20 protein-coding genes are annotated in these 26,205 nt (G+C 50.6%); 11 read left to right on the top strand and 9 right to left on the bottom strand.

The window, feature by feature from the left end; translation table 11 throughout:
• Nucleotides 1-60 precede the first annotated feature (60 nt).
• Genes ACNQKP_RS17790 through ACNQKP_RS17765 form a run of 6 tightly spaced genes read right to left on the bottom strand, consistent with a single transcriptional unit; the run spans nucleotide 61 to nucleotide 9,204 of the window.
• A complete protein-coding gene (locus tag ACNQKP_RS17790) occupies nucleotides 61-1,023 on the bottom strand; it encodes an ROK family protein (protein WP_038451182.1) in 963 nt (320 codons plus the stop codon).
• 1 nt (nucleotide 1,024) lies between these two features.
• The gene (locus ACNQKP_RS17785) at nucleotides 1,025-2,467 is read right to left on the bottom strand and encodes an alpha-amylase (protein ID WP_417866568.1); all 1,443 of its coding nucleotides are present in this window, start codon (nucleotides 2,465-2,467) and stop codon (nucleotides 1,025-1,027) included.
• 9 nt (nucleotides 2,468-2,476) lie between these two features.
• Complete coding sequence (locus ACNQKP_RS17780; protein WP_417866566.1) at nucleotides 2,477-3,520, bottom strand: ABC transporter ATP-binding protein; 1,044 nt, start codon at nucleotides 3,518-3,520, stop codon at nucleotides 2,477-2,479.
• A gap of 1 nt (nucleotide 3,521) precedes the next feature.
• Nucleotides 3,522-4,340 (bottom strand): sugar ABC transporter permease, encoded by an 819-nt coding sequence (locus ACNQKP_RS17775; RefSeq protein ID WP_417866565.1) that lies wholly within the window; start codon nucleotides 4,338-4,340, stop codon nucleotides 3,522-3,524.
• Nucleotides 4,340-6,541: an extracellular solute-binding protein gene (locus tag ACNQKP_RS17770; RefSeq protein WP_417866563.1), complete on the bottom strand. Its 2,202-nt coding sequence runs from the start codon at nucleotides 6,539-6,541 to the stop codon at nucleotides 4,340-4,342. Before ACNQKP_RS17770 ends, ACNQKP_RS17775 begins: the two co-directional genes overlap by 1 nt.
• Entirely contained in the window at nucleotides 6,541-9,204 is a 2,664-nt protein-coding gene (locus ACNQKP_RS17765) for an alpha-1,6-glucosidase domain-containing protein (RefSeq protein ID WP_417866561.1), read from the bottom strand. The genes ACNQKP_RS17770 and ACNQKP_RS17765 overlap by 1 nt, the downstream gene beginning before the upstream one ends.
• A 91-nt stretch (nucleotides 9,205-9,295) precedes the next feature.
• Between ACNQKP_RS17765 and ACNQKP_RS17760 the strand changes: the two genes are divergently transcribed.
• Nucleotides 9,296-10,576: a carbohydrate porin gene (locus ACNQKP_RS17760; RefSeq protein WP_417866559.1), complete on the top strand. Its 1,281-nt coding sequence runs from the start codon at nucleotides 9,296-9,298 to the stop codon at nucleotides 10,574-10,576.
• Between the two features lie 3 nt (nucleotides 10,577-10,579).
• Here the strand turns inward: ACNQKP_RS17760 and ACNQKP_RS17755 are convergent, their stop codons facing one another.
• A complete protein-coding gene (locus tag ACNQKP_RS17755) occupies nucleotides 10,580-11,011 on the bottom strand; it encodes a hypothetical protein (RefSeq protein ID WP_417866557.1) in 432 nt (143 codons plus the stop codon).
• A gap of 9 nt (nucleotides 11,012-11,020) precedes the next feature.
• Nucleotides 11,021-11,917, bottom strand: coding sequence for a pirin family protein (locus tag ACNQKP_RS17750; RefSeq protein ID WP_417866555.1), 897 nt, complete (start codon nucleotides 11,915-11,917; stop codon nucleotides 11,021-11,023).
• 79 nt (nucleotides 11,918-11,996) lie between these two features.
• On the opposite strand from ACNQKP_RS17750, the gene ACNQKP_RS17745 reads away from it, so the two are divergent.
• From ACNQKP_RS17745 to ACNQKP_RS17700, 10 genes are all read left to right on the top strand, one after another.
• The gene (locus ACNQKP_RS17745; RefSeq protein WP_417866553.1) at nucleotides 11,997-12,770 is read left to right on the top strand and encodes an AMP nucleosidase; all 774 of its coding nucleotides are present in this window, start codon (nucleotides 11,997-11,999) and stop codon (nucleotides 12,768-12,770) included.
• A 75-nt stretch (nucleotides 12,771-12,845) separates the two neighbouring features.
• Nucleotides 12,846-13,313: a hypothetical protein gene (locus tag ACNQKP_RS17740; protein ID WP_417866551.1), complete on the top strand. Its 468-nt coding sequence runs from the start codon at nucleotides 12,846-12,848 to the stop codon at nucleotides 13,311-13,313.
• Nucleotides 13,314-13,502: 189 nt separating this feature from the next.
• On the top strand, nucleotides 13,503-14,042 hold the full coding sequence (locus ACNQKP_RS17735) for a hypothetical protein (protein WP_148278735.1): 540 nt from the start codon (nucleotides 13,503-13,505) through the stop codon (nucleotides 14,040-14,042).
• Nucleotides 14,043-14,297: 255 nt separating this feature from the next.
• Nucleotides 14,298-14,801 carry a Dps family protein gene (locus tag ACNQKP_RS17730; RefSeq protein WP_011163741.1) on the top strand — a complete coding sequence of 168 codons (504 nt, stop codon included), beginning with the start codon at nucleotides 14,298-14,300 and terminating at the stop codon, nucleotides 14,799-14,801.
• A gap of 348 nt (nucleotides 14,802-15,149) precedes the next feature.
• Entirely contained in the window at nucleotides 15,150-15,584 is a 435-nt protein-coding gene (locus ACNQKP_RS17725; protein WP_011163743.1) for a helix-turn-helix domain-containing protein, read from the top strand.
• A 70-nt stretch (nucleotides 15,585-15,654) separates the two neighbouring features.
• Entirely contained in the window at nucleotides 15,655-16,860 is a 1,206-nt protein-coding gene (locus tag ACNQKP_RS17720) for a S41 family peptidase (RefSeq protein WP_417866548.1), read from the top strand.
• Between the two features lie 169 nt (nucleotides 16,861-17,029).
• Nucleotides 17,030-17,647 (top strand): hypothetical protein, encoded by a 618-nt coding sequence (locus ACNQKP_RS17715; protein WP_417866546.1) that lies wholly within the window; start codon nucleotides 17,030-17,032, stop codon nucleotides 17,645-17,647.
• Between the two features lie 39 nt (nucleotides 17,648-17,686).
• The gene (locus ACNQKP_RS17710) at nucleotides 17,687-18,913 is read left to right on the top strand and encodes an RDD family protein (RefSeq protein ID WP_417866545.1); all 1,227 of its coding nucleotides are present in this window, start codon (nucleotides 17,687-17,689) and stop codon (nucleotides 18,911-18,913) included.
• Nucleotides 18,910-19,893 (top strand): rhomboid family intramembrane serine protease, encoded by a 984-nt coding sequence (locus ACNQKP_RS17705; RefSeq protein WP_417866543.1) that lies wholly within the window; start codon nucleotides 18,910-18,912, stop codon nucleotides 19,891-19,893. Before ACNQKP_RS17710 ends, ACNQKP_RS17705 begins: the two co-directional genes overlap by 4 nt.
• Before the next feature lie 14 nt (nucleotides 19,894-19,907).
• Nucleotides 19,908-20,783 carry an endonuclease I family protein gene (locus tag ACNQKP_RS17700; RefSeq protein WP_417866541.1) on the top strand — a complete coding sequence of 292 codons (876 nt, stop codon included), beginning with the start codon at nucleotides 19,908-19,910 and terminating at the stop codon, nucleotides 20,781-20,783.
• 455 nt (nucleotides 20,784-21,238) lie between these two features.
• On the opposite strand, the gene ACNQKP_RS17695 is transcribed toward ACNQKP_RS17700, so the two are convergent.
• Nucleotides 21,239-26,056: an RCC1 domain-containing protein gene (locus ACNQKP_RS17695; RefSeq protein ID WP_417866539.1), complete on the bottom strand. Its 4,818-nt coding sequence runs from the start codon at nucleotides 26,054-26,056 to the stop codon at nucleotides 21,239-21,241.
• Nucleotides 26,057-26,205: the final 149 nt, after the last annotated feature.

The following is a 26,205-nucleotide window of genomic DNA, read 5'->3' as shown; positions in this document are numbered from 1 at the left end:
ACATGAAAAAGAAAAAGGCCGGTGATGAACCGGCCTTTTTTATTTGTTTTGTCTGTAGTCTTATTTTTTTCCGTAAAGGTGGGGCAGGAAGCCCGCGCCGATAACGCCTGCATGGTTCTGAGTTTTGGCCACTTCAATCGGGCATTCAAAGACCGTCTTGCTTTGGCGGATCATCTTTTTGTAGTGATCCTTCAGGTCTTTTAAGTACATGTTACGAATCTTGATCAGACCGCCGCTGAGGAAGATCTTCTCAAGGTTGTAGCCGATAGAAAGGTTATAGCAAAGAATCGCCAATGCCCAGGCCATTTCCTTGAACAGCACCTGGTACTTGGCATCGTTGGCGGCAATAAGTTCTTCCACGGAGTTGCCAGTGAAACCCATCTCGCGTGCGCGACGAAGAAGGCCCGTGCCGGAAGCGATGCCTTCCACTGTGCAGTGGTCGATCTTTTCCGGATTTTTCATAAGCCGCTGGTAATCAACAACGATATGGCCGTATTCAGAGCCCATGCCGTCAGACTGGCCAGGCAGACCGTTAAAGATCACGCCAGTGCCCACACCCGTGCCGATGGTGACAATCGCAAAGGACTTCATTTTCTGTGCGCCACCAACCCAGCCTTCAGCCAAAGCCGCCGCCGTGGCATCGTGCTGGAAGAACACCGGGGTCTTCCAGGTTTTGTGAATTTCTTTGGTCAGCAGATCCAAGATCGGAACGATCTTCCAGCCTGGATAGTTGGCAGGATTCATCAGAGTGCCGGTTTCAGCATTCAAAGGACCTGCGCTGGCCAGACCAATGCCCTTAAAGACAGAGGCTTTGGTTTCGTTCGGGAAACGTTTTTTGAAATCCAGAGCAATGTCCGTCATCAGTTGAATCAGGCGCTTTTGGGCCTTGGGTGCGGACTTCTCGCGGTTCATGTCGACCGGAACCTTGATGAAATCCAGCATTTCGCCGGTATCAGAAAGCAGCGCTGCTGCCAGTTTGGTTCCGCCCAGATCAAGACCGATGGTGTAGGTTTTCTTTTTCATATTATTTTTTAACTTGTGCCTTCACTAAAAGAACCAAGGATGAATAAGGCGCCAGTGTTGCGCGCACTTTTCCGCTGTTGTTGACGCTAAAGCCTTCAGCGCAACTGCGGGATTTCAGGCGATAACCCGAATCCACGATGTTGCAGTATTCGCCGGCGGGAAGATTGGTCTGGAATTCTTTGGTCACCGACTGACCACCAAAGTTCATGGCCACAAAACCAAAGCGCGGACGGGCAAACGAGATCACGTCGCGGCCGTGGGTTGACCAGTTTGATACACTGAAGGCCTTGTCGGTCTGATTGCGGAAGTCCACCATGGCAGCCACTTCCGGCAGACGGTGCTCGCAAGTCCAAGGGGCGCGGCAGTGGTTCTGTTCATCCAGAATCGGCAAGGTGCGAAGGTTGTCATTCAAAGGCGGTCCCTGATCGAAAGAATTAAAATCAAATCCGGAATACACTTGTGGGTAACCAAACGGCCACGCCAGCATAAAGATCTGCGCCAGACGGTACAGGTGCTGTTCAGGGCTTGAATATTTCAAGACGGAATAATCATTCGTGCGTTCGATGTCGTGGTTGGTGACAAAGACGATGGAATCAATACTGCTTGGGAATCCACTGGCAATAAACTGCAAAGCCTCGGTGTTCTTGTCTTTGAAAGCATACCCCAGACGGTGAGGATAATCGTAGGCCGTCACATCACTGAACGGCGTGTATTCGGCGTATTGAACGGGGCCTGCCGGGTCATAGATGATTTCAGAATAGATGTATGCCGATCTTTTCAGACGCTTCAGGATTTGATCCAGATCACGGGCCGGGATGTGTTTGGCGGCATCAATGCGGAAGCCAGCCACACCCAGATCCAGCAGACGGTTTAAGTACTCGGCCTGTTTTTCCTGCACGTAAGTGGATTCGGTTTTCAGGTCCGCTAAATCCACCAGCTCGCAGTTTTGCAGCTCGTACAGATCACGGAAGTCACGGATGTCGTTATTGCCGTTTCTGCCGCAGTGATGGAAATCCTGAGGGGAATAAAGACCTGGGTATTCGTAGTGAGTAAACTGCGTGCCGGCAGAACCCACCCCGCCCGGAATGCCGGTCATGTGGTTCAAGATCGCATCGGCATAGACATCCACACCGGCCTGACGGCAGCGGCGGACCATGTCGGCAAATTCAGCCTCAGTCCCTGAACGGGATTCCAGTTTATAGCTGACAACCTGATAGCGTTCCCACCAAGGGTTGCCCTGCCAGTGAATGTGTTCGTGAGGCGGGGAGACCTGAACGGCAGAAAATCCCGCCGGGCCCAGATAGGTTTCGCATTCACGGGCAACATCATTCCAAGGCCATTCAAACAATTGAACGAAGACGGTGCGCGGAGCCGCAGCTGCTGACAGGCAAGATGCCAAAGTCAGCAAGAACGCTGTAAAACCGAGAGACAAACTGCGGATCATCCGATCTCCTTAAAGCCTTTGATTCAGGCCCGTTTTTTTATCAAACAGGTGGGCCTTTGTCAGGTCGATCTTCAGGGACAGGGTCTGCTTCATGGAAAAATTATCCATGGAATCCACCAGAATGCGTACGTTGTTACCGGCAAGTGTTCCGTGAAGCATCTGCTGGCCGCCCAGGTTTTCGGAAATATCAATTTGGAAGTCCCCCAAAGCAACTTCTTGGGTTCCCAAGGGCCCCTGATTCAAGGCAAAAGCATCCGGACGGATACCCAGAATCTGATCTGCCTTGCGGGCTTCAGGCCAAGGGATCTTTTCCAGAACCGCACCTTCCAGGAAGTTCATTTCCGGTGAACCGATGAAGGTCGCAATAAAGGTGTTCTTCGGACGGTGATAAATCTCAGACGGAGTTCCGATCTGCTCAATCACGCCGTCTTTCAGAACCGCGATACGGTCCCCCAAAGTTGTGGCTTCCATCTGATCGTGGGTCACATAGATCATCGTGCTTTTCGAGTTGTGGTGCAGGCGTTTGATTTCCAGACGCATCTGGGAACGAAGATGCGCATCCAGATTCGACAGCGGTTCATCAAACAAAATCACAGGCGTCTGACGGCTGAGCGCACGGCCCAAAGCCACACGCTGGCGCTGACCGCCGGAAAGCTCTTTCGGTTTGCGATCCAGAAGGTGTTTGATCTGCAAAAGCTCGGAAATTTCATTCACGCGTTTGGTGATTTCAGCCGCCGCCAGATTTTTTAGCTTCAAGCCAAATCCCATATTTTCCGCCACCGTCATGTGCGGGTACAGGGCATAGGACTGGAAGACCATGGCAATGTCGCGGTTTTGCGGTTCGATGTCGTTGATCGTTTTGCCGTCGATGCTGATGGTTCCGGAATCCGCAGACTCAAGCCCCGCCAGGGTTCTTAACAAAGTCGATTTGCCGCAACCGGAAGGTCCGACCAGAACCAGAAATTCCCCCGGAGCGATGTCCAGATCGATGCCTTTCAGGACATCGGCAGAACCAAAACTTTTTTTGATGTTGGAAAACTGAATTTTTGCCATATCAACCCTTCACGCTTCCCATGGTCAGGCCAGAAACCAGATATCGGGAAATACTGATGAACAAAATCAAAACCGGAACGCTGACAATCAATGCGCCAGCGGCATAAAGACCCCATTGGGTCGCAAGACTTGCCTGGAACGAACGAAGTCCCAACGGCAAAGTGTAAAGCTGCGGGTCCTGCAAAACCACGGCAGCAATCACGTATTCACTCCAGCTGCTCATGAAGCTGAACAAAGCCGTGATCACCAGCGCCGGAGAAGACACCGGCAGAATGATCTTATAGAAGATCATCCACTTCGAGCAGCCATCCAGCAACGCCGCTTCTTCCAGCTCGCGCGGAATAGTGTCGTAGTAAGCCTTCATCTGCCAGATACAGAACGGGAGTGCTGTTGATGAGTAAATCAAAAACAAGCCCCAGAAGCTGTCAATCAGGCGAAGCTTTGACAGGATGATATAAAACGGCAGCATCAGCATGGTGGCCGGGAACATCTGGGTCATCAACAGCGAAAACAGCATCATATTGCGCCCACGGAAGCGGTATCTTGCCAATGCATACGCACTGGTCGATGCCAAAGCCACACCCAAAAGTGTTGTCGCCGCACTGACCACCAAAGAATTGCGCATCCAGATCAGGAAGTCGGTGGCGGCAAACAGATCCACAAAGTTCTTAAAGGAAGCATTGGGTCCGATGATTTCCAAGGACTGTGTCTGGAAGGCGTTGTCGGGACGTAAAGACACCGACAGCACATACAAAATCGGATAAATTGAAAACAGTGAGAAAAGCAAAATGCTGATCCAGGAGAAGGTCTTTTTAAGCATCACTTCGTCTCCTTCTTGAATTGGCTTTTCAGTGATCCCAGACCCCAGACAACCAGAATCAGGAAGATGATCACGGACACGGAAGCCGCATAGCCATAGCGATACAGGTTGAAGGCCGCTTTATAAACGTAGCTGACCAGAATGTGCGTTTGATCACCCGGTTCCCCCGAGTTGCTGACCAGCCAGATCACATTCAGATTGTTGAATGTCCAGATGGAACCCAGCAAAGCCGCCGGAGCCATCACCGGCAACAGCAACGGCCAGGTGATATGACGGAAGCGCTGCCAAGCATTGGCGCCATCCAGTCTTGCGGCTTCGTACAGAGAACTTGGAATGGACTGCAAACCTCCCAAAGCCACGATCATCATGAACGGGAAGCCCAGCCACACGTTGGTCAAAATACACGCGGCAAAAGCCGTCGTCGGCTGACTGAGCCACTGAACCGGAGACATGTGCAGGAACTGTTGCAGGAAGATGTTGATCGGCCCATATTCCTGATTGAACATCGCGCGCCAGGTAAGGGCGGTGATGTATTGAGGCACCGCCCACGGGATGATCAACAAGGCCCGCCAGAATCCTTTGCCGGCAATCACTTGATTGATGATCACCGCCAGGAACACACCAATAGAAACGTGGAAGACAATGTTCACCACGGTCCAGATGACGGTTTTCAGGAACAGGGAATAGAAGCGCGGATCCGAAAGAGCCGCGATATAATGATGGAAGCCCACCAGGGACCAGTCCTGGAACGTGCGCAGACTGAAGTTCGAAAACGAAATCGCGATATTATAGAAGAACGGATAGATGATCACCGCAAAGATGCCGATAAACGCCGGCAGCATCATGTAATAGGCAAAACGCTGGGGCCCGCGGAATCCTTTAAAGAACGCCACTAGTGAGTTTCTTGTCAGCCAGATCAACAGCACGATGCCAATACCGAAGATAACTTTCAGCACTGTGGCACCCACACCCGGAGTCAGAACCTCGTTCATGTCGCGGATTTGTTGTTCAGCGGTGATTTGTGCCTGCTCCGCGGCGGCTTGCGGTTGCAGACTGCCGGCTAGAACTTTTTGATACTGAATGCGCAGACTGTCCCAGACCGCACGCACTTCCGGGGTTACCGGCATAGGCGTGCCGACTTCCATGATGTCGGCAGAAATTTTTAAGAGTGGATTGTTTTTGACGATGTCAGATTCACGCGCCTGCAGATTTGACGGCAAGACACCGACTTTCTCAGCGAACAGCAACTGCACTGGCGTCGAAGTCAGATACTTCAAAAGTTTGACGGACGCTTCGTAATGAGCCTCGCTTTTCATGTTGGCGTTCAGGGAATAACCCTTGGTGCCCACCAGCGGACTTGGCCATTTGCCGGTTTCAGAAATCATTGGAATGCGAGCGATGCCGAAATCCACTTTGGCTTGCTGATAGTCACCCCACGACCAGTCACCGTTGATTAACATCGCGGCTTTGTTTTCTTTGAACAAAGCATTGGCGGTTTCATAGTCGCATTCTTTCGGGATGATCTTGTCCTGATCCCGCAGCTTCAGAATGAACTGGAAAGTGTCTTTCAAAGCCGGGGTGTTCAGGTTCGGAGTGACACCGTCGGCTTTTAAGAAGGCTTCGCCAAAAGCGGGAATGAACGGCGCAAAGAAGAACGGCTCGGTATAATTGAACACCAGACCCCAGCGGTCGATTTTGCCATCGCCATTGGTGTCCACCGTCATTTTTTTGCCAATCTCGATCAGTTCCTGTGAATTTTTTGGCGGGGTGGTGATGAACTTCTTGTTATACAGAAGCATCAGATGGTTTCCGACGGCATCACCGATCATATAGTGTTTGCCGTCGTAAACCGGGGCGGCCAGTGGATCAAAATTCTGGAAGTAATCAGAGCCCAAAACTTCGTCCAACGGGCGCACGATGCCCATCGTGGCAAAGGGCCCGACCTGATCGCTGGGGCCGTAAACCAGCTCAGGACCGCTGCCGCCCATGGCGGCAGACTGGAAGCTTGAACGCAGTTCTTCGGTTTCACGGTAAGTGGCCTGAACGGTGATGCCGGGATTTTCTTTTTCAAATTTTTCCAGGGCTTCAGCCAGGACCTGTCGGTGGCCATAGATCATCTGATGCCAGATCTGGATGCGCACGTCCTCGGCACGGGCGGTGAGTGAAGCGAAAATCAGAAAAGGAAGAATCCAGAATTTCATCAGTGACCGGCTTTCTGAATTAGAATCACGGTGCTGCGACCCGGGATTTGAATGCGTTTGTCAGAAGGGGCAAGCAGAACCTGTGACAGAGTGGCGTCGACTTTTTCATCCAGCAGCGGATGCAGTTCCCAGTTCTGGCCTAAGACTCGGTGTTCGAAGCTGCGGGCTTCGCGGGCGGCGTTGAAGAAAATCAATAGACGCTCTGAAGATGACTGCAATTGCATCGCAATCAAACCCGGTTCGGCTTGTTTGTCGTTATCGATAAAGGTCAAAGATTTCTGAATCTCGGACAAAGCGTTCAGCTTGAACAAGTCAGAACTTTGACGGACACGCAGCAGGGCTTTGAAATACTTTTCAGTGCGGGTGATCAGCTCAGGCGTGACTTTCATGCCGGGTTCCTGCAGGCGTGGTTGCCAGAAAGACCAGTCCTCGACGTTTTTCCACGCGGGTGGCAGACCGGCGCCCCAGAAGTTCTGCTGACGGCTCCAGTCGATACGATTAAAGAAATCCCCCGAATTGTAACTGTCCTGATCGCCATTTTTACTGCGCAAAAGCTCAGACCCAGATTCAATAAACGGAATACCCTGACTTAGCATTGGCAATGCCAGGGCCAACTGATGCATGCGCTGGCGATCTTCCGATTTACTCAAAGAAGGGAAGCGGCCGCTGGTATAGAACGGTGCTTTGGCCTGAACGGCATCCCACAAAGTATACCCGTCGTGGGCAGAGACATAGCTGACGGTTTCGATCGCTTCGGCACTGGTGCCGGTCGGTGCCCCACGATAGTGCAGCTGTCCTGCTGTGACAAAAGATCCCCAGTGTTCCTTGAAACGGAAATCACGCAGATTCCCCGCAAGACCCGCTTTAATCACGTCACCCAGATGCAAAAGCTTTTCGCGCTGGCCGTTGATATCGGTCGGAGTGTTGCGATTGGCAGGTTCTTTGTTGAAATCAAAATAAAGCCCCGTCGCAAACCCCTGGTCGGATTTTTCAGCGGAATTGGTCGTGCCTCCACGAACAGCGTCGCGCAGACGGTCGTTGAAAAATCCATAGCCGCTGCCATAGGAATTCAGCATGTGCAGGGACTCAGCGGGATAGCGGTCATAGAAGGAACCAAACGCCCAGCCTTCGCCGTACAGATAGATTTTAGATCCGTCGATGCCGTCTTCTCTTTCCGTCAGGCTGCGCAATTCGGATTTGATTTTCTCCATGGTGTTGCGGGAATGGAAGGACATCAGGTCAAAGCGGAAGGCATCGATTTTATAGGTGCGTGCCCAGTGCAGCACACTGTCGATCATAAGCTTTTCCATCATGCGATGTTCGCTGGCGGTGTCGTTGCAGCAGGAGCTTTTTTGAATGTCACCCTCGTCGTTCACTCGGTAGTAATAAAGCGGCACGATCTTATCAAAGACAGAGTAGGGTTCCAGACCTGCTTCATAGGTGTGATTAAATACAACGTCCTGAACAACTCGCAGGTTCATCTTATTGAGTGCCTGCACCATGTTGCGGGTTTCATAAACGCGGCGTGATCCGTTAGGATCCGTGGCATAACTGCCCTCAGGGGTCATAAAGTGGACCGGATCATATCCCCAGTTGAACGGGTCTTTGGCTTTGATGCGACCAAGATAGGCTTGCGCTTCTTGCAGGTCGGAACTTTCGGAGTCGTAGTTTTCCCAGGCGTCTTTGTTTTCCGGAACCGAACCAAAGTCATTGAACGGCAGCAAATGCACGTGGGTCATCCCGGCGTCTGCCAAAGATTGAAGGTACTTCGAGCTTTCGGTGTTGGTTTGTGCGAAAGCTTCATAACCACCACGATATGGGAACGGCACGGTGAAATCAGCCACGCTGAAATCACGGATGTGCAGTTCATAAATCACGATGTCGTTGAAAGAACGAAGAGCAGGCTTTTGCAAACGATCCCAGCCTTGCGGCTTCAGAGACGAATCATTCAAATTCACGATTTGGGACTTGGCTCCGTCGGCCGTCAGGCTGAAGCTGTAAGGATCTGTGACCGTGTGGGTTTCAACCTGATCGGTCAGTGGCTGATACACTTCCACTTGGTAAAGATAGAAATAGTTGACGTATTTTCCGGGAAGATCCGCGAACCATACGCCTTGCTGGCGGCTCATCGGCAGGACGGCTGCTGGATTCGTGTCTTGAGCATCTTTATAAAGCAATAATTCAACGTTGCGTGCTGTGGGTGCCCATAGTTTTACGCCGACACTCGTGGAACGCACGTGTGCGCCCAGATCATTGCCGTCATAGAAATACATTTGATCCAGAATCCCGGAATATTGCAAAGCCGTGGAATCCAGAACTTGGCCATTTTTATTGGACACAAAAAGACGCAATGGACGTCGGATCAGCTGATCAATTTGTGCGGATGAAAGGTGTTGTGTGCTTAGTTCAACGTGGGAAGAGTCGGTGCGAATCACGGGCAGAAGAATGGAGTCCTGCTGGTGCAGTGAGATGCGTTCTCCGAGTGAAAATACAAGATTTTGGTGAACGCGAAAGCCTTGTGGCAGACGCAAAACAATGCGCGAGTTATCCACCCACTGGGCGCGGGCAGGGGCTTTGGCTTCAGCAATTTGTCCAAGCAAAAGTGTGCAAGAAAGTACGAAGCTGCAGATCAATAATAGTGAACAAAAGCGGAAGCTCTTCAAAGATTTCCCCCAAAAAGTTTGAGTCTTCGTGCGTAAGGTCTTTTCAGGCGCAGACTTTATGGGTATCCCTCAGCTTTTTCAAGGGAACTCGATGAAAACTATTACGATTGCGTTATTGTTTTTGATTCTAAGCAGCACAACTCACGCTGTGGAAACGACTTTCACAGGATATCTGCGTGGCGGAAGCGGACTGAACATGCAGGGTGGTCACATGAATTGCTTTGGAAATGCGGGAATGCCCGGTAATTTCCTTCGTTTAGGCAATGAGTGCGACTTCTATACCGAATTGGCCATGGTGTTCCACCATGTTAAACCCACCGAAACAGATTCCGTATTTTTCAAAACTCAGTTCCGCATGGTCTATAGCTCTTTAGGAACGCGTCAATGGGAAGCCTCTGCAAACAGCGACACAAGCCAGATTGAAGCGTTTGTGAAGGCCGGTGGTTTTACCGAAATCCCCGGGGAATTCTGGGTCGGTAAACGTTTCTATCGTGATGTCGATCTTCATATCTTTGACTGGTACTACTACGCCGACATGAGCGGTGTGGGTGCGGGGATCGAAGGTCTGCCGTTGGGTGAAGGGCGTTTTGCTTTCGCTCACTTGATTCAGGCAGATGATAATTTGAATGACACCAATGTAGGTCGTCCGGTTTTGAATGCGTTGGATTTGCGCTGGACAGCGGTGCCGTCATTCGCTGATCAGAAACTGAATTTCTGGGGCGTGTATGCATGGGCCGCGGGAAGCTCCACGGACACCGAAGAATATGTTCCGACGAATGGTTATTCTTTGGCGACACGTCTTCAGGGCCCGGTGTGGGGTGGTAACAATAACTTTGCCATTTTGTACGGAAAGGGCACGATGCGTGGATTCAACATCTATGCTGACAGCACAGTGCCTGCGACGGATGAAAGCCAGAACCGCGCATGGACCTGGAGATTTGTTGAAGATTATACCTATGATGTAACAGATCGCTGGGCGCTGATGTTCGGTCTGGCGGCAGAGATTGCTGACAGCGGCACCGATACAGACAGCAAAAGTCAGATGCAGGCCATCGGTGTTCGTCCGATTTACTTTGTGTCCGATCGTTTCCAATGGGCCTTCGAAGCAGGGTATTCCCGCATCAACAATGAATCTGAAAAAACCGGTGGTGGTGACTATGTCGGGGATCGTGACCTGGGTCGCGTGACTGCGGCAGCTCAGTTGTCCGTCGGAAAAAGCATGTGGGGTCGCCCCGTGATGCGTGCGTTTGTGTCCCACTCGTTTTGGAATGACGCCAACCAGGGCGCAAGCTTCATCGGAAACCGCGCCCCCGCCTTCAGCGACAAGCTAAGCGGCACAAACTTGGGCTACCAGTTTGAGGCTTGGTTTTAATCTTTAATTTCTATTTTGGTACCAGTTCCATAGGTCTTGGCTGAACTGAGCTGCGCTGGTGCTGCCGTCGTGAAGTGACTTCACTCGGCGCAAAGCCGTGGATTGGTCTTTCTGTTGGATTTTCAGAATACGGAAAAGTTCGGTGACGTTTTTGCCTTTTCCGGCTTTCAGGTCTTTGCCTAAGTTGTCATAGTTGATTGTTGCGAACTGCTGGGCTTCAAGCGCCATTTCATCCATGGCGCTGGTGGGTGCGTTTGTGGCCGCCGTTGCGGATGCCGGAGCAGGGCCGCTTTTCATGATTTCAGCATCCCGGGCGTGGGTTTCCCAGTTCGGAACAAGGGCTTCGTCGCCTTCCGGAGTGGACGGGGTTGGCGTGGTGGCGCAGCCTGCGGCAAACAAGGCCATGACGACAAGTCCTTTTGATTTCTTCAGCACAAAAACTCCTTACCCTTTGTTCGCAGGTTCCGGTGGCAACGGGATGATATCAGTTTCGCCGGGGACTTGCGGGAAGGTCAACTCTCTCCATTGTTTTTTGGCCTCTTCAATTTTTTCCTGTGAAGAGGAAACATAGTTCCAGTAGATATAGCGTGGCTCTGGGAACGGTTCGCCTCCAAGGACGATAACTTGCGTGTCTTCAGTGGCGGTGACTTTCAAGGATGAGCCCTGTTCCAGGACCACAAAGTCATCCGGTGGAATGATTTTGCCGTCAATATCCAGGCTGCCTTTGATGATATAGAAAGCCAGTTCCTGCGTGCCGGGATCGTAGCTGAAGGTTTTACCCTTATTAAGCTTCACATCCATAAAGAACAGCGGCGAGTACGCATCCACCGGCGACTTTTTGCCCAGAGCTTCACCAGCAATCAGCATCACGTCCGCATCATCGACTTTAAAGCGCGGGATGCTGCTTTCAGGGTGATGTTTGAAGCTCGGTTCGCGGTCTTCTTCACTCAGCGGCAGAGCCACCCAGAACTGCAGCAGGTGCAGACGGTGCGCTTTGCCGATGACGTCTTCGGGCAGTTTTTCAGAATGTGAGATTCCCTTGCCCGCGGTCATCCAGTTCACATCACCGGGGGACAGGACTTGTTTGTGTCCCAGGCTGTCGTGGTGAAGAACTTTTCCCTCCAGCAGGTAGCTGAGGGTGGACAAACCAATGTGAGGATGAGGGCGCACGTTCAGTCCGTCACCTGCGGCAAAGTCGGTGGCCGGAAAATAGTCGAAAAAGATGAACGGGCCTACCATTCGCTTTTTGGCGTAGGGAATAAGACGGTGAACTTGAGGTCCTCCGACCGAGACCAGTCTTGGTGCAATTTCCATCAGGATATGATTTTGCGTGGAACTCATGATCGGACCCCTTTTCTTCTGCGAAATATCATGTTAGCTTAAACCAATTTACCAATTGAAGAAAATTATTAGGAGTAGCATGAAAACAAAAAAAGAAATCGTCGATAACTGGTTGCCTCGCTACACAGGCGTGCCGCTGAATGAATTTGGCCATTATATCCTGCTTACAAACTTCGGTAACTACGTGAAAATGTTTGCCGAACAGTTCAACGTGCCGGTGCGCGGTTTGGATAAACCAATGCAAAGTGCCACGGCTGAAAACATCACCATCCTGAACTTCGGAATGGGCAGTGCGTTGGCCGCAACCTGCATGGACCTGCTGTCTGCAATCAATCCCAAGGCCGTTTTGTTCCTGGGTAAATGCGGCGGTATCAAAAAGAAAAACCAACTGGGTGACTTTGTTCTGCCGATCGCGGCGATCCGCGGTGAGGGTACCAGTAACGAATACCTGCCGGCAGAAATCCCGGCTCTTCCATCTTTCCGTCTGCAAAAAGCCGTTTCCACAATGATCGCGAAACACAGCTGCGATTACTGGACCGGCACGGTATACACCACGAACCGCCGTGTATGGGAACATGACGAACAGTTCAAAGATTACCTGACTAAAACCCGCGCGATGGCCGTGGATATGGAAACTGCGACCATCTTTGTAACCGGTTTTGTGAATGAAATCCCACGTGGAGCTTTGTTGCTTGTTTCTGACAACCCGATGATTCCAGACGGTGTTAAGACGGAAGAAAGCGACAAGAAGGTCACAGCCAACTTTGTAGACAAGCATTTGGCTATCGGAATTGATTCTCTGCGTGAGCTGCGTGACTCTGGTGAGTCCGTGAAGCATATGCGTTGGGATTGATTTCAGACATATTGTCCGTTCCGTGATTTTCAAAATCCCCTCGGGTCGACTAGGGTCAATGCCTAGGAGGCCTGCATGGGGAAGTGGTTTATTCTTATTCTGACGATCTTCGCTTTATCAACCGGGGTTGCCGACGACGGACTGCCCTCACCATTGCCTGATGATCCCTATCCTGGGGAGCCTTATCCTGTACCACCTCCGGCTCCACCCAAAGATGTCCCTTATTCGTTAGGGGGCGGGGAAACCGGCCGCTTCGGCACCAGAACTTTTGATTTCTTTCCACGTTATGACCTGAATCGCATCAAACGCATTCGTTTGGTGGGGCTGCGCAACAACCTTGAGATTGTCGAAGTGCATATTCAGTACGCGGATTCTTCCGCTGAGCGCCGCGAGTATCGATTGGAAGGAGAGTTGAAATCCAGTGGAGTGCGTGAGGCCGCTTTGGACGGGCGCCCGATCTATCGCATATCCGTGAAAGCCTCGCCTTCATACTTCTGGAAAAAGCCCGGCGGGTTCCGAGTTGATGTCATCGCCGTGAAGTGAGATGTGCCTATTTTTCGAGCATGAAATTTAGATATGAAAATGCAAAAAGGTCTCGGTTTGAGGGGCCCCTTCCTGTGATTTTCACCTTTTTTCATGCAATTAACATATTGTGTCATTCCGGAAGTTGCGATATAACTGGGCCACTTTAAATCACCTAGACGTTTTAATGCACTATTGGGGAGGCTCGTTTTGATCAATCCAGGCACTAACATGCACGCCGAAGAAATCGACACAGATTTGGATTCTGACCTAGATAACGAAAAAGAGGTGAAGAAATCGGCCTTCGACGTAGATGTCGATGAAGAACAGGAAACCGCTCTATTGGCGAGCCTGTCTGACAACCTTCTGATGGAAGGTGAAGAAGATGACCTGAATCTGGATGACGTTGAAAACATCCTTGAGCTTCAAGACACGAACTTCCCGAAGTTCACTTTGGCTAAAAACAAGGCACGTTTCCTGAGAATGGTGAGCTGGTACCGTGGTAAAGAAGAGTGGATCGAAGTAGCTCCTCTTTCTGGCGTGACCAAACTGTTCAAGACGCAAACGAAAGAGCTGGAAGGCATCCGCTCTTCGAAATTGGATTATGAAATGGAACTTGAGACTGGAACTTTGACTCCATCTCAAAGATCTTACCGCCGTGATGAACTGAAAATGTGTAAAGTTCAGGAAAAAATGGCAGTTCACTTGATCTCTAAACTGCAAGTGAAAATCAAATCCGGCCGCCGCTAGTTCAGCGCCAGTTGGCTTAGCTGAAGCAAATAAAAACACCATCAAAACCCAGCCCTCAAAGCTGGGTTTTGTTTTTTCCAAAAGGTACCTGCTTACTTTTGCGGAAGCACTGCAGCTTACGCGCAGCTTATGCAAAAGTAAGCAGGTACCTTTTTGCCTTTTGTCTGGTTTCTCAGGCGGTGTGCAGCGCTCCTTTTTCATCTATGAGTTTTGGTTTAGAGTTTAGGTCGTAGCTTTTACAGAAAGGTTCCTACTATGAAAAAGAACAACAAGTCCGAAAAGCACGCGAAACCATCCATCAACATTGGCATTCAGGAAAAAGACCGTCAGAAAATTGCTGATGGCCTGTCCCGTTTGTTGGCAGACTCTTACACTCTTTATTTGAAAACCCACAACTTCCACTGGAATGTCACGGGCCCTCAGTTCCAGACTCTGCATGTGATGTTCGAAGGTCAATACACGGAGCTGGCAACAGCCGTGGATCTGATTGCTGAACGCATCCGTTCTTTGGGTGTGGCTGCTCCGGGCACATACAAGGAATTTGCGAAGCTGACCAGTATCGAAGAACCTGTTGGTGTTCCTTCCGCAACAGACATGATCAAACAATTGGTGGAAGGGCAGGAGGCTGTTGTTCGCACGGCTCGTTCCATCTTCCCGTTGGTTGAAAAAGCTGGCGACGAAGTCAGCGCGGATTTGCTGACTCAAAGAATGCAGCTTCACGAAAAAACAGCGTGGATGCTTCGAAGCATGCTGGAATAGTTTTTGGCATTCACAATACAAATAAAAAAGGCCTCCATCGCGGAGGCCTTTTTTATTTGGACAACTGCTGATCCAGCAGTCTTGCGGTACACGCGTTGAGTCCTTTTTAAAGCCGTTTGACCATCGGATAGGTCGCTGAATTTGCGGGCAAAACCGACAAGAATTTGGGCAAAAAAGCAGGAAGCTCGGTCAAGCGGGATTTTCGGACCTACAAAAGTCCAGTGTTTTGGCCTGCTTAAAGTGTCTCAAAAAATATTTGCAACTGGCCCTAAATTCTCAGCGTGATACGCCGATAGGTACAAAGTGAGTCAAATAGGCTTTGTTAATGTTTCAAAAGGGGAGGACTAAATGTCACGTACAGTTATGATCGTGGTGAGCGATAGCCAGGAAACAATCGAAAACACAAAGAAGTACTGGGAGAACCACGATGTGACAGTTCAAGCATATTCATCTGCACAGTTCAGAGAAGGGCTTGATAACGCATTTTTCAGACAACAACTGGTAGCGGGTGTTCCGGCTTTGGCTTCAGGCACAAGCCCGATCAACTCTGACGTGGGTGGTGGTAACGTAATCCAGTTCCCAACGCCAACAGCTACTTCATCCAGCGTTCAGAAAATGGAAGAGCTTGAAGCTCACGCCATCGAAAACGCCATCGTACAATACAAAGGCAACCTGACTGAAGCGGCAAAAGCTTTGGGTATCGGTCGCGCGACTTTGTATCGTAAAGTGAAGCAATACCACATCGATCCTTCTGCGGCTCGCAAGAAGAAAGTGGCTGCTTAATTCTTCCTTTTGAATTGAAAAGCAAAGACCGGATGAACAAACATCCGGTCTTTGTTATTACAGGACCGAGATGACGCGGATCTTTGCAATTCTTCTGGCAGTCTCCTGCGCCTACGGGGCGTATCATTTCACTCTGCAGCGCGGATTCGTGAATCCGTATCCGGCAGTGTGTGATCTTGTCGCGGAAAGAATCTTTCTGGACGACAGCAAAATAAAAAACTGGAAAAAGACCTGCAGTCGGCGCAGCCGTCTGGTCACTCCGTATTCTCCGAAAAAACTGATCATCAAGGACATGAACAATGCGTTGGCGCTGTTGAAGGTGTCGCACCTGGAAGTTTACGATTCTTCTGAAGTGGCCAGCATCTGGCGCGGAGAAAGTCTTGAAACTGGCATTGAAAGCCGTTTTGTCGACGGGGAACTGGTCATTTATAAAATTCATCCTGATTCTCCTGCACAGGATGCGGGTTTGAAACCCGGAGATGTCATTCAAAGCATCAATGCCGAACAGCCCAATCCCTGGGAAGCGCAGACCGAGCAGGGTTCGTACCTGATGCTTCGTCAGGACAAGGAATTTTCTGTGAAAATCAAGCCTCGCTCCATCCAGCGGTCCGAGGATCTTCATCTGGAATTTAAATCCGCGCAAAATGCGGTGCTGGAAATTCCGTCTTTCCGTGCGGCATTCTTTGAAGAAGAAAAGCTGAAAATACTGCAGCAGCAGATCGCGCCGTTGCGCAAGCTGGTGGTGGATTTGCGCGGAAACCCCGGCGGAAATTTTGTGGCGGGTCTGCGCTTTCTGTCGCTGTTCATGTGCAAGTCCGAAGAAGTGGGGCGTTTGGTAAAACCCCGTGCACCGGTGAAGAGGCCTGCAGAGCTTCCCAATGATTTGAGAGATCAGGAGCAACTGGCCGTGCTTGATAACAGCAGCGAGATTTTATTGAAGACTTACGACAACCCCCAATGCTTTAAAGGCGAGGTGCGGGTGCTGGTCGACGGGAAAAGCTCCTCTGTGGCAGAAATGGTCGCGCAGGCTTTGAAAGAGTTTAAGAAAGCGCCGCTGCTGGGAAGCCCCAGTCGAGGTCAGTTGCTGGTCGGTGTCTGGTATCCACTGGAAGAGGTGGGGCCCGGGGTGCAGATATCCATCCCTGAGGCGATCTACTTAAGTCACAAGCAGCATCAGATCGAGGGGCAGGGTGTGAATTTGGACCGGGTCTTGTATTACAGCCTCCCTGAAATGCAGGCGGGGATTGATTCTTGGGTGAAAAAGGCCCTCGACTAGAGTCCCGGATGTATGGCGTTTGTCGTCTCACAGTGAGATGATCAAAACAATACGTCAAACATCTTTTGTACGTCTGTTCAGGCTCTGTGCAGCTAGAATGAAATGAAGTGGTTTATAAACGGCACGCCCTTCGCAGTGACAAAGTTGAGCACTTGCTAAGGGGTAATAAATGAGGAACGCAAACGTGATCGAATTTCCTAAAGCACAATCAGTAAGAAAAAGACTGCAGGACAAAGCGCAGGAACAAAAAGCTGTTCTTGTTCTTTCCATCGCTTCCGTGCTTTTGATGACTGTGTTCCTGAATCAGTGGCTGGTGCGCGGCCCGGATCAAAATCTTGCGAATGGCGGCAACCGTGGTGTTGCGAGCTTTGAACCTTCCAGCTTTGCCAAAGATGTGAAGTGGGAACATGACCTCGCAAAAAGAATGTCGACAGAAAAGTCCTCAATGGCGGCAAGCCTTGCGGAAGCTCCCACATTGCGTGATGAATTGGTGTTTGGCTACCTTGAAGGAAAGTACGGTATGAAGCTGGCGCAAGGCCGTATTGAAAGCCTGGAGTTTATTGATGCCCAAGCGGGTGAACACCCGATGGCTATCGAAGACAAAGCCGGCTTCCTTAAAAAGTATTCTGAAGCTTTCGGTATGAACTATGCCGAAGTGTCTGTGGCGTCCAATGCTGCCGGGGAGCAGGTCTATAGTCTGATTGATTCCTCCAAGCAGATCATCGGCAAAGCCCAGTTTGTTACCGACGATCAAGGTCGCGTGCAGGCGATCAATTTCGGCCACTAATCTCTTTAGTGTTTCCTGTTTCAGGCCGATACGATCTGTATGGTATTTCCAGATCTGTCGGCTCCAGAAGTTAAGCCTCATCATCCAAAATCCAGTACAGTGCCGGTGGCCTTTGTGGCCGACCGTTTTATCGCACTGATACTGGATTTTTTGATTTTATCTCCCATCGTCAGTCTGATGGTTTCAGGCCTGGTTCGTCAGACCAAGACATTCTTTTTGCTGAATGCAAGTTCTGCGGAAGGCGTGGTGGCGGCGGCCCTTGTGGTGCTGGCCGTGGTCTTTATCGTGACCTTCCTGCAGTCAGTGTTTTTGTACTTCTGGCAGGCCACCCCCGGACAGATCTTTCTGCAACTGCGCGTGATTGCGTATCCTGTATATCAACCGCGTCTGTCTTATGCTCAGTGTGTGATTCGTTCGCTCAGTTGGAGCTTCAGCTTTGTGCTGCTGGCTTTGCCGTTTATGGAAATCCTCAGCCATCCGCTGCGCCGGGCATTCCCGGATCGTGCGGCTGATACTTTGGTGATTACACTTAAAAAAGTTCATGACGACGGACCTCATCCGATTGAATCGCGTTTTATCAATTCGTGGATGCGCATGAGTTTGCTTTTCCTGTTGCTGTTCGGAGTGCTGGGTTACTTTAAGACCTATCACAGCCTGATGGCGGGTGAGTATCGCGAAAAAGGCGGCACCCAGGTTGCAGCCTGCAAAGAAATGCGCGGCAGTGCGGATCTTGAAGGTGTGGCGCGCCTGGATGCAGCGTTGTCTTTGTATTTGCTGAATGAAATCTCCGGCGAGTGTCTGGATAAAGAAGCGGAAGTCGCGTTGTGGGGTGACCCGGTCAACGCTCAGCCGCTGGCTTATCTTGCCAAATACCTTTTGGCCGACGGTGAGGCGCAGGAACAATACCTGAGCAAAATATGTGAAGACTCGTCTTCGTCCACGTGCGCTTTGGCGCGCTATATGGCGGAAGAAGGAAACTTCGATGATCTGGAGCAGGCGGATGGTCATCTGTGGACGACCAAATTCCTGAAGTCCGAGGAGCTGTTTGCCTCTAATGACTTTGCCGGCAGTTTGAAAGCGATCTCTGAATTGCAAAAGAATCCGATTCTGCAGTCCGGTCTGGAAAAACGCTTCGTTCGTTCTGTGTGGGCTTTGCGTGATGCCGAGCTGATCCCGCAGGGTGGCAATGGCGGCCGTATGCCGGCAAGTGCTGCTGAACAAGAAAGCTGGATTGACGACTTCAAAGAACGTTACGAGGTTCCATGATCATCCCTTGCCCTGAAGACTTTAAAGACTATTCCAAGTACCCGCTGACGATCACGCTGGCGGTGCTGAATGTCTTTATCTTTATTTTGATCTTCAGCGGAGTGAACTCGGGTCTGACATCGTCTCCCGTTTTGCAAAAAGACGGGCTGGTTCTGACGGGCAGGTTGTATTACCAGTATCTGCAAAACATCCCGGCTGAAATTCTATATGAAAAGCCTGAATGGGTCCATCAGATGAGTTCGGTCAACGCCGAACAGATGGGGATTCTGGGCGCCTATGCGCTGAGAGACCGCAGGTTCTTGAGTGCGGCGGAAGCCGGCGCCTATCGCGGCGACGAAGTGCAGATCGCAACCTGGAAAAAGAACATCACTGAATTCCGCAAAAAGTATCAGGAACAACTGCTGTATCGCTTCGGGCTGAGCTCTGGAGCGAAGGGGCCTCTTTCCTGGCTGACTTATCAGTTTTCTCATTCGAACTGGATGCATTTGCTGTCTAACTTGGGTTTCCTGGTGTTGCTGGGGGCGGCAGTCGAAGTGATGGCCGGAAGCTGGGTGCTTTTGTTTGTCTATATGGTGGGGGGCATGGCCGGGGGCCTGGGGTTCCTGCTGTCAGATACCCATGGAGCCGTGCCGATGGTGGGGGCGAGTGCCTCGATCAGTGCGCTTTTGGCATTTTATTGTGTGGCTGAAACTCGAATGCGAGTGAAGTTTCTATATTTTGCTTCACCGATGCCAGGGCATTATGGCGCGATTTATTTGCCGACCCTGCTGATCATACCTTTGTTCCTGGTCGTCGATCTGGCGAACCTGTGGGCGATTCCTGAAGGCCTTGGTGGGGGCGTTGCCTACGCGGCCCACTTGGGTGGCAGCCTGTTCGGCGCTATGCTGGGGCTTGCTTGTAAATTCTATACACCCGTTGACAGAAACGTTACCGGTGGGACACATTATCGACCAGAGGCTGGAGATCACCCCCTACGTTGAAATGGCGGACCCGAATGAAGCTAAGCAAGCTCATTAAGTCAGTGATTGTTCTTACATTGTTGTCTTTTGTTGGTGTCGCAAATGCGGCAAACCAATCCCAAGCGGTCCCATACTATGGGGAAGAGTTCTATCGCGATCTTCGCGCCGGAGTTTCCGGTGATGCTCTTCAAAACCGAATCAAATCTGTCCTGCAGAATTATCATATCGCTGTAAAAGGCTCTTATGATCTTGTGGTGAAAAACTGCATACAAGGTCAAGGTCATTGCTACCGTCACACGGCGATCGGCTACAAAGCAGCCAGAGTGTTCCTGATGGGGAAGTACTACCTGGTGAAAGACGGCAATCAGTACGCGGTTCGCGATGTCTATTGCAACTCGGATCGTGGTCCGGAGGACTTCCGCAGTTCTCCGCCTTCTCCGGGGGCCATTCCGAACAACACCGTGATCAACGTTGAGCACACCTGGCCACAAAGCCACTTCACTCGTCGTTTCCCGGATGATGTTCAAAAGTCTGATTTGCACCACCTGTTCCCGACGGATTCTCAATTGAATGCCATTCGCGGCAACCATCCCTTCGGTGAAGTCACTAAAGACGTGATGGAGCTGAAATGCCCGGATTCCCGTTTCGGTATCGGCAGCGCCGGTTCTGACGAGGTGTTTGAGCCACCACAAAACCATAAAGGCAATGTGGCTCGTGCGTTGTTCTATTTCTCTATGCGCTATGACCTTCCGATTGATCCCCAGGAAGAAAACGTTCTTCGCAAGTGGAACCACGAAGATCCGGTAGATCAAGACGAAATGAAACGTAATGTTGAGATCTTCAAAGCTCAGGGGAATAGAAATCCGTTTGTTGATCACCCAGAGTTGGCTGATCGCTTGTCAGACTTCTAAGAGGCGGGTGAAAAAGGCCCATCTGACTGCGTTGTCGGGCCTTCTCCTTCTCTTCGACGTGCTTGGAGCACGCCTCCGTTTCGGAGAAAACCCTCCGCCTTGCATCTGAACCTTTTTGACCCACCTTGATTGGTGGGTTTTGTTTTTTTGGGAGCAGTATCGCTGCGCTCGCTTTGGGAATCTCTTTGGTTCAGGGTTGCTGTCGTAAACATAATAAAGTTTTAGGAATTTTGAGTTTTGCTTAAGGACTTGGCATAAAATGGGGGAAATCGTAGGCCCCGGGCATAATTCTTAAAAAATCTGTAATAAGTCGCTTGCAATCGAGTTTTTGTTATGCTGCAATCATTTTTACGGGAGGGGTGATACCAAGGAAGGTACTCGGGGAGCATGATGTTCTCACCTCTATTTTAATTAAATTAAGAAAGGCCACTGGAAACAGTGGCCTTTTTCTTTTTCTAGAACCTTGCCTGACGAACCTGGTGCAGGTGGTGATGAGTGTCTATTGGACCGTTGATATCGCGGCAGTATAGTTTATCCGCTGTGCTCAAGGCGCAATAGGTGTAGTGGTTGGGGGCGGCTTTGACGGACTTGAAAGTCACTCCGGCCGGGGTGATTACGCGAGGCGCGTTTTTAAACAAACTGTCTTCCCAGATATGCACTTCTCCACTGGTAGTGATGGCAATAACGTCGTTCACGCTTACGGCAAAGTCTTTGTATGCCGCTCCGCCATTCATAGTGAATGGAACAAGGCTGTTGTGGGCGGTCAATCCCCCCCAACAATCCAATGTGGTGCCTCTCAGTGCGCAGGTGATATTGTCGTTCATTCCAAGTTTTGAATAGCTGTGACCACCTTGAACGGCGCTGCCTGTGGAGTTCGTCGTGCTGTTGTTACCCAGTTTTCCGTTTGTATTGTCACCCCAGCAGCGAATTTGACTGGAAGTTTCCAGGATGCCGCACAGGCGATTACCGGCAATTTTGAAGTCCGTGTAGCGATTGCTGGGATCCACGGACGTGGGAGTTGATGAATTGCCGGTACCTCTTTTGATAAGACCCAAGCCCCAGCAGTAAATTTCATTGCTTTGACTAAGGGCACACATTGAGTCTGTGCCGTGGCTTCCCAAAACAGGCTTAAATAGAACCGAAGGCAGAATTTTCGATGGTTGTGCTGTGAGGGTGTTCGGACAGGGCATGGCTCCTCCGGAGCCAGAACCCCAGCTTTTTAAATGTCCATCGGTGCCCACCGCGGCGGCGCAATAGGTGTTTGCGGTATACCCCTGGATGGCGATCCCACCAGTTGGTGTGTAGTCCAGTTTCGTACTGGTTGTGGTACCGTCAGCCAGATGTCCGAAAAAGTTGTAGCGTGCGCAGTACGAGGCGGCCGGCGTTAAAACGCAGGACATGGAGTCTGAAGTTTCCAACACCTTGCCACCTGTGAAATTCACGGAAGGCTGGATAACACGAGGAGAGAGTCTTGATATGGCACTGCCATTGTAGCCGCTGCAAACCGCAGCCCCATCATTGCGTATAGCACAGATGGAAGCTCCGCCATTGACAGCGTAGTCTATGTATTGACCGCCGTAATCTATCAGAGTCAGCTCACCGCGGACTCCCTTGATGGCCGTGCGGTAATTGGTGTCATCTCCGAAGCAATAAGCCAGGTCGTCATCAGCAATCCCGCAAATGGTTCCTTCGTTGGCTTGGACCGTTTTCCAGACCAGGTTGGAATTCAGCAGGGTAGGAGTCGAATAAATCTTTTTTTCCTGTGTAGCAGTGTAGCCACCGATGATTTCGCCACCCCAGCACTTCAACTTGAAGTTTTCCGTAATCGCACAGGCTTTGGTGTTGCTGCCGCTGATTTTCAAATATTTCGTCGAGCCGTCAATAATAGCCGGAGTAGTGGTGGCGGTGTTCGTACCATTGCCGACTTGATAGTAGTCGTTGCGTCCCCAGCAGCGCAGCTGTTGGTTGGTCAGGGTGATACCGCAAACATAAGTGTAGGATGTGACATCACTGTATTTCGTACCGCTATCTACAAGTGTCAGTACTCCATAGTTGGCAGTCGCGTTGTTGGCGATCGTTTTATAAGTGTTTTCTCCATAGCAATAAAGATCATCCGTAAGGGAAATCGCACAAATAGTACCGTGGGACGGAGACACCTTTTTGAACTTCACGACGCCGTCGTCAATGTACAAGGTCAATCTTGAGCCGTCAGTGGCCCAACAACGAACTCTGTCATCTGAGGTGATACCACAGCCTATATACTGTTTTAGCGCGATGGACTTGTACTTGATGCCCGGATCATAGTTTGTAGCGGTGAAGTTGCCGTAGGCGGCACAGTACAGGTCGTCCTGATCGCTCAGGGCACAGAAATGAATGCGACTTCCGACAACCTGTTTGAAGCGCATGGCTGGTAAAGGCTCTGCGATTCCTGTCGGGGCTGAAGAACCCAGTCCCCAGCAGCGCAGGCGACCATCTTCCGTCAGCGCGCAAGCAGGTGGCGGATTGTTGTCACTGCCATGGGCAAAGCCGATAAGTTTTTGCGAGCTTCGCACGGGATCACGAAGCATATAGTGTTTGGAGTGATTTTCCCCGACAAAGAACTCAGGTTGATTGGTGTGGGTCAGATACACACCCAGCGTGCTGTCTTTGGTTTCTAGGTTGTTGTTCAGGCTGTCAAACGTGACCTGGGCACTGAGTTGTCCGGCCGGTACTTCAATATAACCCGGATAAAGATTGTGGTCGACCATATACAGGGCGTCGCCATATGTCTGGAAGTAAACGCGGACGGGGGCACTTGAAAGTGCGCTCAGGGTCACACCCAAAGTCACGCCGCTTTCGCCTTCTGCCACCACTTGGCTTGGTCCGGTGAGCGAAGCATAATTCAGGCCTGATTTCTGCCAGCTATGTACTGTCGCTTGTGAATAGTCCTGCCACAGGCCGTTCAAACCACTTTTTCCGACGACACAAAGTGTGATGGTGTCGTTGACGCTGAAGGTGGACTGATTCACGAAAAGACCTGCTTCGATACTTTGTTCTGCAGAGTATCCCGCGAGGGAAGAGCAGGAAATACCCACTCCAAATTTGAATTTGTAGCTGGAAACGCCGATTCCGCCGACGATCATGGACAGATTTGGTATTGAGCTTTTGCCGTTCGGAACCCCGGACACGACGGCGACTGGTGGCTGAGTGCTAAGTTTGGTCTGCAGAGAGAAAGTGTCCTGGATGACATTCTGGAAAGTCAGGTTGCCGTTAATAGTGATGGTGTCGCCATCATTTCCGGTGACGGTTTGAAGAACACTCCATTCTCCATTAGCGCAAGTAACTGTGGTCGCCGAAGGGGCGGTGACATTAATTGTGGCTCCATTCGGAGAGCATGTACCAGATAATGTGAAAGACAGGCCCACGTAACCGTTGTCGATCGGATAGGTCGGTGTGACGTGGCGCTGAACCGTGTAAGATCTTGAAGCCGAAGCCACAGTAGCACCTGCAATCACTAACTCTGCATCGACGTTGATGGTTGCATTGTTGGGAATATTTCCAATTGGGAATGATTTGCTCCACATGCTTTGAGCTGTACAGGTTGTTTCACCCGAATAGGTTCCGGAAATTTTAACAGTGGCTCCGCCGTCACTGCATATGCCTGTAAATTCGACGGTCGTGCCGAGGTATGTTGAATTGGCCGGGCCGACAATGGAGATGCTCGATGGCACATAGGGAATTGCGGACGAGACACATTCAGATTCGTTGCCAAAAGTGTCGCGGAATCGAGCATACAATGTCAGATTTGCATTGTTCGTCTGCGCAGTGAACTGGTTTACTGGGGCCATGGTTTTCCAGGTTCCACCTGCAGTGCATGAAGAATCTTCGGTCAGATAGTATTCTTTCAAGTAGGTTGGAACATTAAATGACACGCGCAGATTTTTAGAGCTGGTTTGGGATGCACCGTCATTAATTGTGATTTCCTGGCGGATGGCATCTTTCGGCATCCAGTAAACAAGGAAACCGGCGTCGGTGTTTTGACCATCCGACTGAAAATTAATTGTGAACGGACCGGGCTGTGTGCTGGTCAGGGGCATTAATCCGCTTGGCACAAATGAACCGGAGAACGCATAGAGGGTCTGACCTTGTTGTTTGACGGACAGAATATCTTTGTCCGTCTCGGTTTGGATAGTGGTGGCCGGAACGATATCCATTGCATCGGTCGTATTGACGGTAAAGGCGCAGTTTTCATTGTTATTATAGCCCGGGGATTGTGGGTAAAGGCTGGCTCGAACCATACCGAAGGCCGCGCTGGATGATCCCCCTGAGCAGATATCATAGTTGGTGCTTACGTCGACAATAGGAATTTTGTCAGTAAAACACTGGCTGACGATTCCTGTTGCTGTTCTGAACTTTGCGGAAACTGCATAAAGTGCCGGTGTGGCTGACGGCAGGCTCCAGAGGTGGGCTCCGGCGACACGGGCCTGCCAGTTTTCAGAACCCGTGCAATCAGCATTATTAAACAGAGTGTAGCTGGCGAAAACCTGAGGAATATAAAATCGCAGAGTCACAGACTGATCCATCGCCAGTTTCATTTGCATGGGATTAAGTAAAATTCCCATAGCGCCGGAATAGACTTCAATTTTTTTAATGGCCGAAAGATTTCCGGCAGCGTCTTTGGCCTGCAGGAACAGATATGACTTTCCGTCGGGGAAGGTCACGTTGCTTTTCAGATTTGTGTAAGGCTCAGCTGCAAAGGTAAACAGGTCCGTTGTCGAGACGAATGAGCGGAACGTGCATTTGTCGTTCAGGTTCTGGCAATCCCAGCTGATATAACCTTTGTCATTCAGAATGATATCGGGCATCGCCAGCAACTGTGGCGGCGTGGTGTCCTTGTTCAAAGTGACCGTGGCAGATTTGATGTTCTTCGTGGCATCGGCCAATTCGACTTGTTCGACAGTCAGGTTGACTTCACCATCGCCCAGGGAAGCCACATCCAGTTGATATTGCCACAAGCCTGTTTCCGGGCAGGTGAGTTTTTCTTTTTCGACGGAGTCGAGTTTCAGGGTGACTGTGCCCTCAGCAACGTCGCAGTGACCTTCAAGATTCAGTGTTGAAGAGTTCACGTCCACATAGTTGGTGTCAGGGTAAGTGAGCAGCTTGAAGTCTTCTTTGGTCAGAGCTTGAATGACGGAGTCCAAAGTACACCCCGTCAGAAGACTGGTCAGCAGGACAAGGAAAAACCTTGTGATCGCTTTTAGTGGACTTGGTGGCAACGTTCCGTGAAAGATCATGATTTCTTATCGGAAACCATGGGTCTTTTTGTGAGTTTTCTTTAAGTAGAAGTGTTCGGTTTTCTTCGGCGAATTCTCACGTTCAACTAATTGAAGCTGGCTGCACCCGAGGTGGGGGAGATCGTCTCAGGCTGAGACAAAAAAACCGG

Source organism: Bdellovibrio bacteriovorus (genome assembly GCF_048286975.1).
GTDB classification, from domain to species: domain Bacteria; phylum Bdellovibrionota; class Bdellovibrionia; order Bdellovibrionales; family Bdellovibrionaceae; genus Bdellovibrio; species Bdellovibrio bacteriovorus_H.
This window is presented reverse-complemented; position numbering and strand designations above follow the sequence as displayed.